Here is a 16094-nt window from a genome sequence, read left to right as displayed (position 1 = left end):
AAGATTATCCTTTCGTAATTATAAGAGCTCTTAAAATATCAACACCAGTTTTGAGTTGATTGTCTTTGTTTAACATTTCTGGTGTAATTATATCTTTTTTATCTTTTTGATTAGCTTTGTCGTTAGATTTTTTTCCATCAACTTTTTCTAATTCTTTTTCAAGATGTTTTTTAAGGTCCGCTTCTTTGATTGCAAACTCGTTTTTATGTGTTTTTAATTCACCTGGTAATGCCGTAATATCAGGTGTTACACCAACAGCTTGAATAGTTCTGCCGCTTGGAAGGTAGTATCTTGCAATTGTGAGTTTAATTGCTTCTTCATCAGTAATAGGAAGAACAACTTGCACGCTTCCTTTTCCAAAAGTATTTTCACCAACTAATACTGCACGTTTATGATCTTGAAGAGCACCACTTACGATCTCACTTGCACTTGCACTTCCTCCGTTTACTAGAACAACCATTGGTACATTTGTGATTGTCGAAGAGCTTGAAGCACTGTATACTTTGTCTTCAACTTGATTTCTCCCTTTTTGAGAAACAATTTTCCCTTTACTTACAAAAAGGTCAACAAGACCGACTGCTTGATCAAGTAAGCCGCCTGGATTGTTTCTAAGATCTAGAATAATCCCTTTTGTTGTTCTCTTTTTGTTTTTAATAGCTTTTTCGACATCATCTGCTACTTTTTTGTCAAAACTCGAAACTCTGATATATAAAATATCGTCTCCGATTGTTTTTGCATGTACAGAATCTATAGTGATTTTTCCTCTGACAATATGTACCTTAATCGGTTCAAGTTCACCTTTTCTAACAATTGTAATATCTATTGGGGCACCAACTTTTCCACGCATTAAAGATACTGCTTCATCAATTGTCATACCAAGTGTAGATTTATCGTTGATTTTTAGGATAATGTCACCTGCTTTAAGACCCGCTTTGTCTGCAGGAGTGTCATCGATTGGAGCAATAACCGTTAAGGCACCGTCTTTCATACCTACGGTAATACCAAGACCTCCAAATTCACCGTCTGTTTGAACTTTGAGTTGTTTATAGTCTTTTTGTGTCAAATAGTTTGAATGTGCATCAAGATTTTTCATCATACCGTCAAGTGATTTATCGATTAGTTCTTCAATAGTCACATCATCAACATTATATTGTTCAACTATGGAGATGACTTTTGTAAATTTTGCCAGAGCTTCGAGTCTAGATGCTTCCGCATCTTTTTTTGTCGGTTCCGCAAAAAGTGAACTAGAAACTAAAAGTGAAAGCGATACTGCAACCGAACTAAATCCTAATGTAAAAAGCTTTTTATTTTTCATGGCATAACCTATGTTTTATATTGTTGATATTTAAAGAGGATATTATACCAACTCTTATTAAATGGTAGTTTAAAATTAATTATATATAATGTCGAATACAAAAGGCTACTGCTGCAAAAAGGTGAATATATTTTTATGAAAAATATTGTACTAATCGGTTTTATGGGTGTTGGAAAAGGGAGTGTTGCACGCGAAATTTTAAAACATTCCGATTATATAGCTATCGATACTGACGATCTCATTGAAAGTATGGAAAATAGAAAAATAAAATCTATTTTTGAGACAGAGGGTGAAGAGTATTTTAGAAAAATAGAAAAAAAAGTTGCCAAATGGCTCGAAGAGAGTGTAAAAAATACGTTAATTTCAACTGGCGGCGGTTTTTATAAACAAAAAAATATTAAAAAAATAGGTACAATAGTTCTTTTAGATTCTCCGTTTGATGAGATTATTAACAGAATTAAGGCACATCCAAAAGCAGAAAAAAAGTTAAGAAAGAGACCTTTATTACAAGATCTTGAAAAAGCAAAAGAACTGTACGAACAACGTCGTCCTGATTATTTAAAACTTGCTGATGTAGTAGTGGATGTAACGAATAAAGAAGCACTGGAGTGTGCTAAAGAAGTACTTAAAAAGGTGAAAAAACTATGAAAAAAGTAATCTTAATAATGATGCTTCTCACTGCATCGATATTTGCAAATGAGATCCATTGGGCCCAAGACTTTGAGAGCGGTGCAGCAACGGCAAAAAAAGAGCATAAACCTATACTTTTTGTATTCTCAAGACACACTTGTAAATATTGTGTGCTTTTAGAAAGAACAACATTTGCAAATAAAAAAGTAATTGATGCACTTAACAAAGACTTTGTATCTATTATCGCTTATAGCGATGAGGGTGATCAGTTTCCTCAAATGTTATGGAGACCAGGGACACCTACATTATGGTTTTTAGATGAAAATGCTGAACCGATGTATCAACCGCTTATGGGTGCAGTAGGCGAAGAGTATTTTATTGAAGCATTAAAAGTAGTAAAAAAAGAGTTCGATTCAAGAAAGAAATAAGGCAAAATAAAAATGATAAACATAGCTACAAAAGATCCGAATTTTCAAGCAAGTTTCCAAGAGCTATTAGGGCGTGGAAAAATGGATATTGCTACTGTAAGCAATATTGTAATGAATATTATTAATGAGATTAAACAAGATAAGAATAAAGCTTTAAAAGAGCATATTGCAAAGTTTGACAAATGGACACCGGTAAATGATGAAGATTTACAAATCTCTTCAGAGTCTATGGAAAAAGCATATGCTAATTTAGACCAAGAGTTAAAGTCAGCACTACACTTGGCATATGATCGTATAAAAGTGTATCACGAAAAACAAAAACCTCAGTCTTGGTTTGATACAGAAGAAAACGGAACTATATTAGGACAAAAAGTAACACCTGTAGATAGTGCAGGGTTATATATCCCCGGTGGAAAGGCTGCATATCCATCATCACTGCTTATGAATGTTATTCCAGCTCAAGTTGCAGGCGTAGAAGAGATCGTAGTATGTACACCGACACCTGATAATGAACCAAATGAACTTTTACTTGCAGCATGTCATTTATGCGGTGTAACAAAAGTATTTAAAGTTGGTGGAGCTAGTGCTATTGCTGCAATGGCATACGGTACTGAAAATATTCCAAAAGTAGACGTTATCACGGGACCAGGGAATATCTTCGTTGCAACTGCTAAAAAGATGGTTTTCGGTGATGTACATATCGATATGATTGCAGGACCGAGCGAGATCGGAATCTTGGCAGATGAGAGTGCAAATCCTAACCATTTGGCAATTGATTTACTTTCTCAAGCTGAACACGATGAGATGGCAAGCTCAATCTTAATTACTCCGTCTCAAAAGTTAGCAGATGAAGTAACTGTTGAGATCGAAAACTGGTTACAAAAACTACCTCGTCAAGAGATTGCTAGAAAGTCTATTGAAGAGCGTGGAGCAATAATTGTAACTCAAGATATGGATGAAGCTGTAAAGCTGATGAACGAGATTGCGCCTGAGCACTTAGAGGTAGCAACAACGTCACCGTTTGAACTATTACCATATATCAAACACGCTGGAGCTATCTTCTTAGGACACAATACTCCTGAAGCGATAGGTGATTATGTGGCAGGTCCTAACCATACACTGCCAACTGGCGGGACAGCAAAATTTTATTCACCGCTTAGCGTTGAGAATTTTATGAAGAAATCTTCTATTATCTCATTTAGCTCAAAAGCAATCAATGAGATTGGAGAAGAGTGTGCACTTATTGCAAACACTGAAGGTTTAACTGCACATGAACAATCAGTAAGAGTAAGATTAAAAAAATAGGAAATCAAATTTGCCGAAATTTACATCATTATCATTAAGCGAAGCACAACAAAAAGTTATCGAAGTGATAACTCCAAAGTCCGAATCGCGTTTTATTCCGACAATGGAAGCAGAACAATCGGTACTAGCTTGTGATATTATTGTAAAGAAAAACCTACCTTCTTTTGATAACTCTGCAATGGACGGGTTTGCTTTTAAAGCAAGTGATAAAGGGAAGAAATTAAAAGTTATCTCTACAGTATTTGCAGGTGAAAAAGATGTAAATTGTAACATTCAAGAGGGTGAGTGTTGTAAAATTATGACTGGAGCAAAAGTTCCTGTGGGAGTTGATACGATAGCTCCTATTGAAAACTGCAGTGATGTTACAGATGAGAGTGTAGTCGTTCCTGAAAAAATTAACTTAGGTGATAACTTAAGAAAAAAGGGTGAAGAATTACAAGAAGGTGAAGTTTTATTTCATAAAGGTGAAATTTTAACTGCTGCACACATTGCTCTTCTAGCATCTCAGGGGATTACAACTGTCGAAGTGATTGCTCCATTAAATATTGCTGTTGTTTCTACAGGGGATGAGATCAAAGAACCTTGGGAAGAAGCAGATGAAGATGAAATTTTTAATGCAAATGCTTTTGGAATCAAATCTCTTTTAAAACAGTTTGGCTTTGAAGCTTCATATATTGGTTCTATACCGGATGACTTACAAAAAACAATAGAATTTATCTCTACATTAAACTCTTATGACGTTGTTATCACAACTGGTGGAATCAGTATGGGTGATGCTGACTTTTTGTACCAAGCATTTGTTGCAAATGGCTTAGAATCAATTTTTCACGGAGTAAATGTAAAGCCGGGACGTCCTACTATGATGGGTAAAATGGGAACAACTCTTGTTATGGCAATGCCTGGAAATCCACTTACAACTATGTTAAACGTATTTACATTGTCAATTCCTACACTATTTAAAAAGCAAGGTGCTACAAATTGTTACCATAGTGCCTTCTATGTCAAAAGTGCTAAAACACTAAAACTAAGAAGCGGAAGAGATAATATGGTCCTAGGTTCTGTAAAAGAGGGTCTCTTTTACCCTACAAGAGACAATAAAATTGGTTCTGGGATGCTTTCTCCTCTTGTTGAGAGTAATGCAATTGCATATTTTGCTGACAATATTGATGGCTTTGATGAAGGTGAATATATTAAAGTCGTTTCTCTCCAAGATATTAGTAGAAGTAATACAATTAATTCTGTTAACTTTTAATTATTTATCTAAAAAACTTATTTAAGTTTAAATCTACTCACTCGTCCGTATATCTAAAAAAAATCACATAAATTTATTTTTTATTTAAGATTACTTAGTTACTATATCCATAGTAAAAAAAGCGCTTATTGCCTAAAATAAGGGCTTCTTTTAATTTTAATTAGTCTTGGTTATAACTGAAAAAAACTAGCCATATTTAGTCAAAGGAGAATATATGCAATTAGGCTTCCTAGTTGATTTACATCTTTGTATGGGATGTAAAGGTTGTGAAATCGCATGTAAAGTGGAAAATGAAGTTCCGCTTAGTACATGGAGACTTCGTGTTAAATATGTTGACGTTGGGACTTTCCCAGAAACTAAAAGAACATTTACACCTCTAAGATGTAATCACTGTGAAAATGCTCCATGTGAGAGAATTTGTCCGGTAAGCGCATTACATTATATAGAAAACGGTATTGTAAACATTGATAAAGAAAGATGTATCGGTTGTGCTGGATGTGTTATGGCATGTCCTTATGGTGCAATTTATATTGATCCGCAAACACAAACTGCTGATAAGTGTACTTATTGTGCTCACCGTGTTGCTTCTTCAATGATGCCAGCTTGTGTTGTTGCTTGTCCAGTTCAAGCAAATATCTTTGGTGATTTAGATGATCCAACATCAAACATTTCAAAATATATTCAAAACCACCAAGGTAATGTTCAAGTTCGTAAACCAGAGAAAGGTACAAATCCACATCATTACTATGTTGGTGGCGGAAATGTTACACTTAACCCACTTGCATCTGTAAGAGAAGAGGGACATAACTTATTTAATAATATTACTAAACTTCCACTAGGAGGGCATCACTAATGGTACATGAAACAGTAGCGGCTACACATGCTGTAGTGACTTTAGACGTAGCTTTACCGGATATTTTTTGGGGCTGGTATGTTACTATGAATATGTGGGCGAAAAGTATTGGTACAGGTTTAATCTTTATGCTTTTCCTATTAATGAAGAAAAATGCTAATGAGATGGAAGGTTTAAGAACATCTACACTTATCGTTTCATTCGTATTTATGAACATCTTCTTATTATTCACTTGGTTAGACCTTCACCAAATGTGGAGAATGTGGCATATCTTCTTCTATCCACACTGGACTTCAGCAATTACTGTTGGTGCATGGATGGCTACATTATTCGTAGGTTTAGAGTTCTTAATGATCGTAATTATGTTACTAAAGAAAAATGTTGAAGCATTTGACAAACTATTATTCTGGGTAACTTTACTTGCTATTCCTGTTACTCTTTATACAGCAGGTATTATGGCAGAAGCTACAGCTCGTGAATTATGGCAAATGCCGACTGAATCTGCACAAATGATTTTAGCAGCTACACTATCAGGTTCTGCAGCTATGATTTTACTTGGTGGTTCTAAGTTAAGCGATGAGTCAAAAAGATTCTTTGGTGCTATTTTAGGTTTAAGTGCATTAATGGCATTTATCATCTATATGTCAGAGTATATTTTCGGTGCAATGAAAGCTGAAGAAGTTGCTGCGATCCTAGACTATGTTAAAGGTCACGGTGAGTACTCAACTATGTTCTGGATTGGACAATGGGTAGCTTATATTTTACCAATGTTACTTGTAGCATTAAGCAGAGTTAACAACTCAACTGCTATGTTAAATTTAGCAGCTGTTTTAGCAATCGCTGGTTTATGGGTTGTTAAACACGTTTGGTTAGTAATACCACAATTATTACCATTAAGTTAAGAAGAGGATTTTAAATGTATTTAGAAAGTAGAAGAACATTTTTAAAAGGTGCTGCATTTACAGTTGCTGGCGCTGCAATCGCGAAAGGTGTTTTTACAACTGACGCTATTGCTGAATCTGTTGAAGAAAGCAAATTTACAAATACTCCAGATTCACTGTCATTCTATCCTCCTATGGAACAATGGGAAGATTTCAAAGAATTAGACGGTGATGATTGGAAAAGAGGTGGTATTGATCGCCACGGTGTAAGAAGTGAATCAAACCCTGACGGTATCGAAGTAAATGATTATATGATCGTTCCAACTGCTTGTTCAAACTGTGAGGCATCTTGTGGTTTAACTGCATGGATTGATAAAAAATCATTCACTGTTAAAAAATATATGGGTAACCCATTACACCCAGGTTCTCGTGGTAGAAACTGTGCTAAAGGTTACGCTACACAATCTCAAATGTATGATCCAGATCGTATTGCATTCCCATTAAAGCGTGCTCCAGGTTCTGCTCGTGGTGAAGGTAAATGGATCCGTACTACATGGGATGAAGCTATGACTACTATCGGTAAGAAGATGGGAGATACATTAGCTACTGGTGATGAGTTATCTAAAAAATCAGTAATGTTCCACGTTGGTCGTCCAAATGAGAATGGATTTACTGGTAAAGTATGGCAAACACTTGGTTGTGATGCATTCAACTCACATACTAACATCTGTTCATCTGGTGGTCGTACGCCAACTATTCAATGGGCAAATGACGATAGAACATCTCCAGACTGGGCAAATGCTAAGTTAGTATTCCTTAACTCTTCACATGCTGCAGATGCTGGTCACTACTTCCAACAATCTGCTTCATTCATTGCTGATGCAAGATCAAAAGGTGCAAAACTTGTAGTTATGGACCCACGTATGTCTAACTCTGCTGGTATGGCTGATCTTTGGATTGCTGCATGGCCAGGTACTGAGCCTTTAATCTATCTTTACTTAACTCAAAGAATCCTAAACGAAGGTAACGTTGATCGTAAATTCGTTAAGAAATGGGTAAACTGGGAAGTATTCTTAGATAACAAAAAATACCTTAAGTATATGGTTGAAAAAGGTTATATCTCTAAAATGCCTAAAGGCAATGACTTTGATACATTCTTAGATACTATCAAAGAACTTTACAGCCCGTATACACTAGAACACGTTTCAAAAGAAACACACGTTCCTGCTTACAAGTTAGAAAAACTTTACGAAATGTTCATCTGGGCTGGCGAGTCTATCTCTTCTTACTTCTGGAGAGCAACTGCTGCTGGTAACCGTGGTGGTTGGATGAGTGGTAGAACTGGTTATTTACCACTTGCATTACGTGGTGCTATCGGTCCTGAGGGTGGTACATTCTTCCACCACTGGCACGTTATTTCTGTTGCTGGTAAAGGTGGAGCTGCTACTGTTGGTCAAGGTAAGCGTGGTGCTGACGTTGCTAAAGTTGACGTTTATAACGAACTTACTTGGCCGCCAGAATGGCCACTTTCAACATACGAAATGTCATTCTTATTACCTCACTTATTAAGTGATACTGAGTGGCAACAAAAATGGAAGAAAAAAGGTCTTAACGTACCTGAAAAACTTTCAGTTTGGATTCCTCGTATGTATAACCCAGTATGGATTAATCCAGATGGTTTCAGATGGTTACAAGTTCTTAAAGACGAGTCTAAAATGGAACTTACTTTCAACCTGTCACCAACATGGTCTGAGACAAACTGGCATGTTGATTACGTATTACCTGTTGGTTTAGCTGGTGAGCGTCACGATCAACACTCTGAAGCAACTATGCCTGCAAGATGGACTTCATTCCGTCAACCTGTTATGAGAGTTGCATTAGAAAAAGCTGGTTGGAAACCACAAAACCCTAACCGTGCTACACTTGAAGCACACATTAAAGCTGGTCTTGGTGAAGTTTGGGAAGAGAATGAGTTCTGGTTCGATATGTGTGTTAACTACATCGATCCAACTGGTAAACTTGGTATCAAGAAAATGTGGGAATCTAAAAAGAACCCTGGTAAACCAGTTACAATTGCTGAGTGGTATGATGCAGCATTTGGTGACAACTTACCAAATCTTAAAGCAACAGCTACAAGCGATGCTAGATACAAAGATGCTGAATATCCAGTATACGAGTATATGAGAGATCACGGTGCATGGTTAGAAGAAAATAAAATCTACTCTGCACAAGAGCGTGAAATCAAAGAAGAGGGTAACTACTATATCGCTCACGGTAAAAAATATAACAAACACCACGTACACACTGATAAACGTACAGGTGTTATGTCTGTTGAGCATGAAGGTAAAAAACACTCTATCGGTATCGAAATTGACGGTAAGAAAATGGAAGGTTTCTCAACACTTGACAAGAAACTTGACTTCTTCTGTGAGTGGTTAGCTGATGATTGGAAATGGCCAGAATACGCTATTCCATTCTATCCAAGAACACCGGAAGAGAAAAAACAAATGCATCACATTGTTTCTCACGTAGATCATACTTATATGACTGAAGAGAACTCTTATGCATTAAATACAGTATTCCGTTTACCGTATAATATCCATACTCGTTCAGGTAACTCTAAACACCTTATGGAAATTTCTCAAAACCATGACCCAATTTGGATCTCTACAAAAGATGCAAAACGTCAAGGTTTCAAACGTGGTGATGCTATCCGTGTAAGAATCGTGGATTCTGTAACTGGTTTAGAATCTGGTTACTTTGTAGCTATGGCTGTACCTACTGAAGGTGTATTACCAGGTACATTAGCATGTTCACACCACGGTGGTAGATGGAAACTTGTTAACTCTGTAACTATTCCTAATGGTGTTACAGATGGTAAAGTTGCATCTCAACCAGTAGCACGTAACATGAATGATCCTCAATTTATGGCTGCTAAAGTTGAAAATGCTGGTAGCGAAGCTGGTCAAATCAAAATCGAAGATTATGATGGAACAGCAGGTCTTAACAGCTTCGGTGTTCCAACAGCTGAACTTGTTATGGATGGAAAAGTTGGTAAACTAAAATATACTCAAGGTATCCATCCATTCCATTCAGAGCGTTTCGCTGACTATAACCGTGATAGCGGAAATGTTTGGTGGGATGGTCTAAGTGGTTCTTGGCAAAATGCTGTTGCTGCAGCTCATCCGGATCCAATCTCTGGTATGCACTGTTGGCACCAAAAAGTTATTTTAGAGCCTGCACAAGCTGGTGATAAAATTGGTGACATCTATGTGAACTATGAAAACAACTTCAAAGTTTACCAAGGATGGAGAGATCAACTTACTCGTCCACTAAACGAGCACGACAAATTACGTCGTCCACAACACATTAAGCGTCCATGGGTTCCACTATCGGACAAAGCTTATGCAGTAGAGATAAAAGCGTAACGCTTTTATCCCCTGCAACCTTATTTAAATAATTTAATCCACCACATCCTTAATAATAAACCGATTGTACTTGTATATCCCACTTCACTAAAAACCAAATTCTGATTTTGATCATAAATAAAAGTTGTAGGAAAAGCTTTTATGTTAAATTGAGTAGAGTACTCAGAGTTATTATCATTTATTACTTTAAAGTGAAGATCTCTTTCTTGCAGGTATGTATGCAGTTCATAGTCAGAGCCTGAATTTACAGCTATTGTAATTACATTGTAGTATTTAGATAAATATTCAATGTTGGAAGTTTCAAGTTTACATGTTGGGCACCAAGTAGCCCAAAAGTGAACTATTAACGGTTTAGAAGTATTGACATTGTAGGTAGTATTATCAATCAGTTTAAAAGATTGAAATTTGAGAGCTTGTTTATTTAGCTCTTGGCTTTTATATATACTTAGTATATTCGCAAATATACTCATGAAAATAATGATAAATACTAATTCTTTAGCGTAGTAAAAAACTTTTTTTTTCAACATTTCTATCCTTTATAAAGCAGTAGATTAATGTAATTGTAATAATAAACAGTTACAATTTTATTGAATTATTACGAGATTTAAGGAAAAAAGATGTTAAAGAGTCTTCTTTTAGCTACGGTATTACTACTTACTTTTGCCGGATGTACACAACAAACTACTATGACAAAAAAAGCTGACATGAAACCTAGAATGATGTTTCAAACAGTAGATGAAAAAGATGCTGTACTTGTACAAACAGGAAATGAGAAGTATTACTGTCATATATGCGGTATGCATTTAGTAAAATTTTATAAAACAAGTTATATGGCTGAGGATGGTACGCGTAAATATCAGTATTGTTCTATCCATTGTTTAGCAGATCATTTAAATCATGATGTGGAACTTAAAAATCCACAAGTTATTGATGTAAGTTCATTAAAACCAATATCTGTATTACAGGCTTATTATGTTGTAGGAAGTGATGTTAGAGGAACAATGAGTCGTGTGAGTAAATATGCATTTGGCACATATGAAGCTGCACAAAATTTTCAAAAACAACATGGTGGAAAAATCATGGATTTTAACGGTGCACTGCAAGAAGCACAAAAAGATTTTAATTAGAAGGTATTAAATGGGTTTCTTACCAGAATATGGAGAAAAAGTTGCAGGCTATGACGTCAGAGTATTAAATGAGCGTGAAGCAAGAGCAGCAGCAGCATTATTGTTTGTTGGGGCATTTATCGGTTTAACAAACGGTGTAATGTTGCAAACAGCTGTCTTTTCAAAATACTTTATAACTTTTTTTACTCTCGATTTTTTGATCAGAATAGTAAATCCCCGTTATGCACCTAGTTTAATGGTGGGTCGTTTTTTTGTACAAAACCAAACACCTGAATATGTAGGTGCTACGCAGAAAAGATTTGCATGGGGTCTGGGATTTATTATAGCTGTACCTATGTTTTATTATTTAGTTATTAGTTTTGAACCAAATCCACTTAAAGTATTAGTGTGTTTAATATGTATGTTTTTACTTTTCTTTGAAGCAGCATTTTCAATCTGTATAGGATGTAAGCTTTTTAATCTATTTATGAAAGAAAAAGCGACACACTGTCCCGGCGGTGTATGTGAGTTTAGAGTAAAAGAAGATGTTCAGAAGTTTAATCCGCTTCAAAAAATAATTTTAATTGTCACTGTTGTCGGTGCTCTTTACGGAACTTATGCATATTTTACAGAATTAAAAGACAGAACTATATTTGTGAAAAAAATGAAAGAGTTATTTATGTCGGATAAAGCTCTAGAACAGATGCAATATGAGAAGGATTTAGAAGAATTCGATAACGAAGACTTCTAACTATTCACTCCCGAAAAGGGAGTGAAAAACTAAAACTACAAAACTTGATACCGTTGGATCAACCCCCTTTATCATCAAGCCGTAAATTGATTTTCACCATTTTTAAAAATCGTATGTTTTGGTTAACTTCAGGATTGTGGGCACAAATAAGGGCAACTTCAGCATAAACACGGTTCATGACAGATCCTTAGTATTGATTTTTACAAAAGTAAAACAATATATTATAAGCAATTTGCGTTCACAATATTGATTAATTATATAGCAATATCTAAATTTAAATCATTTTATTTGAAATTATCGATTATTTTAAAATCTCAATAATCTCTCTTGTGTCTTGATATAAGCGTACAAGTTTGCCCTCTACACTGATTGTAAGTAAGCCGTCTTTATCTAATGGTTGTACAATACGACCGTGCTCATATACCTCACGATCCATAATAGCACCAGGTTTTAACTTCTTTTGCCATCCAGGAGGTAAAGGTTTTCCAGTGTTTTCTGAACGCTTTTGTAGCCCATAAGGGATAGAAGAGGATTCTTTACGTTCCCAGCTTTTTTCCGGTTTTTTATGTTTATGCTTTTTCTCTTTTTGTTGTTTATGAGAATACTCATAATCATCATTGTCTTTATTAGGCTTAGCCATTAGAACTGAACTACTTAGACTAATGACTGCTATTGATAACAAAACTTTTTTATACATTTTTATACTCCCTTTGAATTTATGCACTTTGTTTGTAAGTTTTCAAACCGGTTTGTTGGTTTTGTTCTTCTTGAAGTTGTTTTACAAGCTCTTGTTGTGCAGTGAGTTCCATCATACGTGCACTGGAAGCAACGGAGAAGTCTTGTGGACTAGGATTGGCAGGTGCCATAGCTGCAGCAGCTACCTGTCTGGCATTTGATATAGTTTCTTGCGGAGTTGCACCTTTTTCAAAAGAGATAGGGACTTCCCCGCCAATAGCGTACATCTTACCGTCAGGTCCTCTTTGATAAGAAAAAGAGGCTGAACCAGCTAGTCCTCCACCTGCAGCTTTATGGGCAGCTTCATGAGCTCTTACTTCAGAATCCCTTGCTTGAAGTTTATTTACCTCTTGTTGCTGGGAAGCATCTAGTTTAGTAGTGCTACTAGATTTTTCTTCTTTTTTATCCTCTTGGGAAGAAGATTTGTTCTGATTAGATATGTCGTATGAACTATTGGAACTAATTTGCATAATATAAATTGTATCACTTAGAATTTTAAAATAGACTTTGATATTATTTTAATTACTTATATAAGGAGTTTACTATCTGTTTTGCACTATCAATCATATTTATAACCATTACATTTGTATTTTATTTTCAAACATTATATATTCAAGCCATTATGAGCGGAGTGATTGCATCTATATTATTTAGTATATTTTTAATGAGAGTATATAAGAATAGAAAGTGTATTTTTGGAGATAAAGACGATTGTCAAAAAGACAATCGCTTTAAAATTAAGAAGAAGGACTAGAAGTTATTCGATTTCAGCGTCGATAACGTCGTCGTCATCTTTCTTTTTAGAAGTATCAGCTCCACCTTGAGCTTGTCCTTCTTGTTGTTGTTTGTACATTTGCTCAGCCATTTTGTGACTTGCTTCGCTAAGAGCTTTTACTTTTTCTTCAATTTGCTCTTTAGTAGCATTTTCATCTTTTAGTGTTTCTTTAAGAGCATCGATTGCCGCAACAATGTTTGCTTTTTCAGAGTCTTCAAGTTTGTCACCCATCTCTTCCATAGTTTTTTCTGTTTGAGCGATAAGTGCATCTGCTTGGTTTTTAGTATCAACTAATTCTTTTCTTTTTGCATCTTCAGCTTTGTGCTCTTCTGCATCTTGAACCATTTTGTTGATCTCTTCTTCACTTAGACCAGATGATCCAGAGATAGTGATAGATTGAGATTTACCAGTACCTTTATCAGTTGAGCTAACAGTTAAGATACCGTTTGCATCGATATCGAATGTTACTTCAATTTGAGGTACACCACGTGGAGCAGCAGGAATGTCACCAAGTTCAAATAAACCTAAAGATTTATTGTCTTTAGCGAACTCACGCTCACCTTGAACTACATTGATAGATACTGCCGGTTGGTTGTCTTCAGCAGTTGAGAATACTTGAGATTTCTTAACAGGAATCGTAGTACCTTTTTCAATAACTTTAGTTGCAACACCACCAAGAGTTTCAATACCAAGTGATAACGGAGTAACGTCTAGTAAAAGAACATCTTTTACATCACCGCGTAAAACACCACCTTGGATAGCAGCACCAGCAGCAACAACTTCATCTGGGTTTACAGATTTGTTAAGTGCTTTACCACCGAAGTATTCACTTACTTTTTGTTGAGCTAATGGTACACGAGTAGAACCACCAACCATGATGATCTCTTTAATATCACCTTTATCTAAATCTGCATCTTTCATCGCAGTTGAGATGTGATCCATAGTCTCTTTAACAAGACCGTCAATCATACCTTCAAACTTAGCACGAGTTAATTTTACAACTAAGTGTTGTGGTCCAGCTTCAGTCATCGTGATGAACGGTAAGTTAATCTCAGTTTCAGTCGATGCAGAAAGCTCTTTTTTAGCATTTTCAGCAGCATCTTTTAGACGTTGCAGTGCCATTTTGTCATTTTTAAGATCGATACCGTGAGAGCTTTTAAACTCATCATTTAAGAAATCAACGATCTTGTTATCGAAGTCGTCACCACCAAGGAATGCATTACCGTCAGTTGAAAGAACTTCAAAAGTACCGTCAGAGATCTCTAAAGTTGTAACGTCGAATGTACCACCACCAAGGTCATAAACTAAAACGTTCTCATCAGATTTGCTATCTAGTCCGTAAGCAAGTGCAGATGCAGTAGGCTCATTGATGATACGAAGAACATTAAGTCCAGCAATTGTACCAGCATCTTTTGTAGCCTTTCTTTGTGCATCGTTAAAGTAAGCAGGAACTGTAATAACAGCATCTGTAACTTTTTCACCTAAGTAAGCTTCCGCATCTTCTTTTAGTTTTGTTAAGATTTTTGCCGAAATTTCTTGTGGCGTGTAGATTTTACCAGCAACATCAACAGCAGCCATACCGTCTTTATCTACAATCTTATAAGTAACTTTGTCATGCGCTTTTTTAGCATTTTCTTCGTTCATCATAAGACCCATAATTCTCTTAACAGAAGAGATTGTTTTTTCAGGGTTTGTGATAGCTTGACGTTTTGCCGGATCACCAACTAAAACCTCACCTTTATCAGTGAAGGCTACTACTGACGGAGTTGTATTTTTCCCTTCTGCATTTGGGATAACTTTTGCTTCACCACCTTCGTATACAGCAACACAAGAGTTTGTTGTACCTAAGTCTATACCAATTACTTTACTCATTTTTTTTCCTTTTATGTATTTCTTTTTTTACTTGTTAAAATTTATTTAGTTTTTTTAAAACATCGATATTGTACGATCTTTCAAAAATTCGTTTTGCAACTTTAGTTGCATAGTGACAATTTTTAGTTTGCCACTACAACCATTGCTTCACGTAATGGTCTTTCTTTATATTTATATCCTGTTTGGAAAGTTTGAACAATTTGTCCACTTTCTACATCTTCACTATCAACACTTTGGATAGCATTATGGATATTCGGATCAAAAGGTTCATCATGTGATACCATTGTTACACCGTGTTTTTCAAGGGAAGTCAAAAATTGTTTATATGTTAATTCAATCCCCTCTTTTAATTTATCGAATAATTCTGCTTTATCTGCATCTGTTGCAACAGACTTTAAAGCTCCCTCTAACGAGTCGATTACAGGAACCATATCTTTTGCAAATTTTTCATTTGCATATTCAACGGCAGTATACTTTTCACGTTCTAATCTTTTTTTGATGTTTTCAAAATCAGCATGAACACGTGCATATTTATCTTTTAGTGTATTTAGTTCATTTTGTAAAAGATCAAATTCATTCTCAACAGCTTGTTCATCTGCTTGAGCTTCTTCATTTGTAACTTCTACATCTTCTTGAATCTCTTCATTTTTTATATCGTTTTTTTCTTCAGACATAACTGTTTTACGCTCCTTTTCTCAAAAGATGACATTATTATACATATTGAGTGTAATAATGTCAAGTATAGTTTAATTTCAATCTATAA

The 16094-nt window shown here is 35.5% G+C and carries 14 protein-coding genes and 1 pseudogene; 9 read left to right on the top strand and 6 right to left on the bottom strand.

The genetic code is table 11. The features are described 5' to 3' along the window. Positions 1-4 precede the first annotated feature (4 nt). On the bottom strand, positions 5-1315 hold the full coding sequence (locus tag P6N22_RS08645; RefSeq protein ID WP_280332097.1) for a S41 family peptidase: 1311 nt from the start codon (positions 1313-1315) through the stop codon (positions 5-7). A 135-nt stretch (positions 1316-1450) separates the two neighbouring features. Between P6N22_RS08645 and P6N22_RS08640 the strand changes: the two genes are divergently transcribed. From P6N22_RS08640 to P6N22_RS08610, 7 genes are all read left to right on the top strand, one after another. Then, positions 1451-1963, top strand: a complete 513-nt coding sequence (locus P6N22_RS08640; RefSeq protein ID WP_280332096.1) for a shikimate kinase — start codon at positions 1451-1453, stop codon at positions 1961-1963. Next, positions 1960-2373, top strand: a complete 414-nt coding sequence (locus tag P6N22_RS08635) for a thioredoxin family protein (protein ID WP_280332094.1) — start codon at positions 1960-1962, stop codon at positions 2371-2373. The genes P6N22_RS08640 and P6N22_RS08635 overlap by 4 nt, the downstream gene beginning before the upstream one ends. Positions 2374-2385: 12 nt before the next feature. Further along, complete coding sequence (gene hisD / locus P6N22_RS08630; RefSeq protein WP_280332093.1) at positions 2386-3678, top strand: histidinol dehydrogenase; 1293 nt, start codon at positions 2386-2388, stop codon at positions 3676-3678. 10 nt (positions 3679-3688) lie between these two features. Next, complete coding sequence (locus P6N22_RS08625) at positions 3689-4930, top strand: molybdopterin molybdotransferase MoeA (protein WP_280332091.1); 1242 nt, start codon at positions 3689-3691, stop codon at positions 4928-4930. Between the two features lie 214 nt (positions 4931-5144). Beyond that, positions 5145-5783, top strand: coding sequence for a 4Fe-4S dicluster domain-containing protein (locus tag P6N22_RS08620; protein WP_280332089.1), 639 nt, complete (start codon positions 5145-5147; stop codon positions 5781-5783). Continuing rightward, positions 5783-6685, top strand: a complete 903-nt coding sequence (gene nrfD / locus P6N22_RS08615; protein ID WP_280332086.1) for an NrfD/PsrC family molybdoenzyme membrane anchor subunit — start codon at positions 5783-5785, stop codon at positions 6683-6685. The genes P6N22_RS08620 and nrfD overlap by 1 nt, the downstream gene beginning before the upstream one ends. A 14-nt stretch (positions 6686-6699) precedes the next feature. Continuing rightward, positions 6700-10092 carry a molybdopterin-dependent oxidoreductase gene (locus P6N22_RS08610; protein ID WP_280332084.1) on the top strand — a complete coding sequence of 1131 codons (3393 nt, stop codon included), beginning with the start codon at positions 6700-6702 and terminating at the stop codon, positions 10090-10092. Between the two features lie 20 nt (positions 10093-10112). On the opposite strand, the gene P6N22_RS08605 is transcribed toward P6N22_RS08610, so the two are convergent. Further along, positions 10113-10616, bottom strand: coding sequence for a protein disulfide oxidoreductase (locus P6N22_RS08605; RefSeq protein WP_280332082.1), 504 nt, complete (start codon positions 10614-10616; stop codon positions 10113-10115). Positions 10617-10709: 93 nt separating this feature from the next. Here P6N22_RS08605 and P6N22_RS08600 point away from each other — a divergent pair, with 93 nt between their 5' ends. Both P6N22_RS08600 and P6N22_RS08595 read left to right on the top strand, forming a co-directional pair. Further along, positions 10710-11219, top strand: a complete 510-nt coding sequence (locus P6N22_RS08600; RefSeq protein WP_280332080.1) for a nitrous oxide reductase accessory protein NosL — start codon at positions 10710-10712, stop codon at positions 11217-11219. A gap of 10 nt (positions 11220-11229) precedes the next feature. Continuing rightward, entirely contained in the window at positions 11230-11949 is a 720-nt protein-coding gene (locus tag P6N22_RS08595; RefSeq protein WP_280332078.1) for a DUF4395 domain-containing protein, read from the top strand. Positions 11950-12250: 301 nt separating this feature from the next. Here the strand turns inward: P6N22_RS08595 and P6N22_RS08590 are convergent, their stop codons facing one another. The 4 genes and pseudogenes from P6N22_RS08590 to grpE all read right to left on the bottom strand — a co-directional run bounded on the left by P6N22_RS08590 (position 12251) and on the right by grpE (position 16005). Beyond that, on the bottom strand, positions 12251-12646 hold the full coding sequence (locus P6N22_RS08590) for a hypothetical protein (protein WP_280332076.1): 396 nt from the start codon (positions 12644-12646) through the stop codon (positions 12251-12253). A 55-nt stretch (positions 12647-12701) separates the two neighbouring features. Next, a pseudogene (locus P6N22_RS08585) lies at positions 12702-13154 on the bottom strand (putative metalloprotease CJM1_0395 family protein); the annotation flags it as partial. A gap of 287 nt (positions 13155-13441) precedes the next feature. Beyond that, complete coding sequence (dnaK, locus tag P6N22_RS08580; protein WP_280332073.1) at positions 13442-15331, bottom strand: molecular chaperone DnaK; 1890 nt, start codon at positions 15329-15331, stop codon at positions 13442-13444. Positions 15332-15453: 122 nt separating this feature from the next. Then, positions 15454-16005: a nucleotide exchange factor GrpE gene (grpE, locus tag P6N22_RS08575; protein ID WP_280332071.1), complete on the bottom strand. Its 552-nt coding sequence runs from the start codon at positions 16003-16005 to the stop codon at positions 15454-15456. Between the last annotated feature and the right edge of the window lie 89 nt (positions 16006-16094).

Origin of the sequence: Sulfurimonas sp. C5 (assembly GCF_029872055.1) — a bacterium.
In the GTDB taxonomy this organism is placed as follows: Bacteria; Campylobacterota; Campylobacteria; order Campylobacterales; family Sulfurimonadaceae; genus Sulfurimonas.
The sequence above is the reverse complement of the archived record's forward strand: the minus strand, read 5'-3'. Positions and strand labels throughout refer to the sequence as shown.

Coding starts and splice junctions, on each gene's coding strand:
- P6N22_RS08645 (WP_280332097.1), bottom strand. CDS start 1,315: ATGAAAAATAAAAAGCTTTTTACATTAGGATTTAGTTCGGTTGCAGTA.
- P6N22_RS08640 (WP_280332096.1), top strand. CDS start 1,451: ATGAAAAATATTGTACTAATCGGTTTTATGGGTGTTGGAAAAGGGAGT.
- P6N22_RS08635 (WP_280332094.1), top strand. CDS start 1,960: ATGAAAAAAGTAATCTTAATAATGATGCTTCTCACTGCATCGATATTT.
- hisD (WP_280332093.1), top strand. CDS start 2,386: ATGATAAACATAGCTACAAAAGATCCGAATTTTCAAGCAAGTTTCCAA.
- P6N22_RS08620 (WP_280332089.1), top strand. CDS start 5,145: ATGCAATTAGGCTTCCTAGTTGATTTACATCTTTGTATGGGATGTAAA.
- nrfD (WP_280332086.1), top strand. CDS start 5,783: ATGGTACATGAAACAGTAGCGGCTACACATGCTGTAGTGACTTTAGAC.
- P6N22_RS08610 (WP_280332084.1), top strand. CDS start 6,700: ATGTATTTAGAAAGTAGAAGAACATTTTTAAAAGGTGCTGCATTTACA.
- P6N22_RS08600 (WP_280332080.1), top strand. CDS start 10,710: ATGTTAAAGAGTCTTCTTTTAGCTACGGTATTACTACTTACTTTTGCC.
- P6N22_RS08595 (WP_280332078.1), top strand. CDS start 11,230: ATGGGTTTCTTACCAGAATATGGAGAAAAAGTTGCAGGCTATGACGTC.
- P6N22_RS08590 (WP_280332076.1), bottom strand. CDS start 12,646: ATGTATAAAAAAGTTTTGTTATCAATAGCAGTCATTAGTCTAAGTAGT.
- dnaK (WP_280332073.1), bottom strand. CDS start 15,331: ATGAGTAAAGTAATTGGTATAGACTTAGGTACAACAAACTCTTGTGTT.
- grpE (WP_280332071.1), bottom strand. CDS start 16,005: ATGTCTGAAGAAAAAAACGATATAAAAAATGAAGAGATTCAAGAAGAT.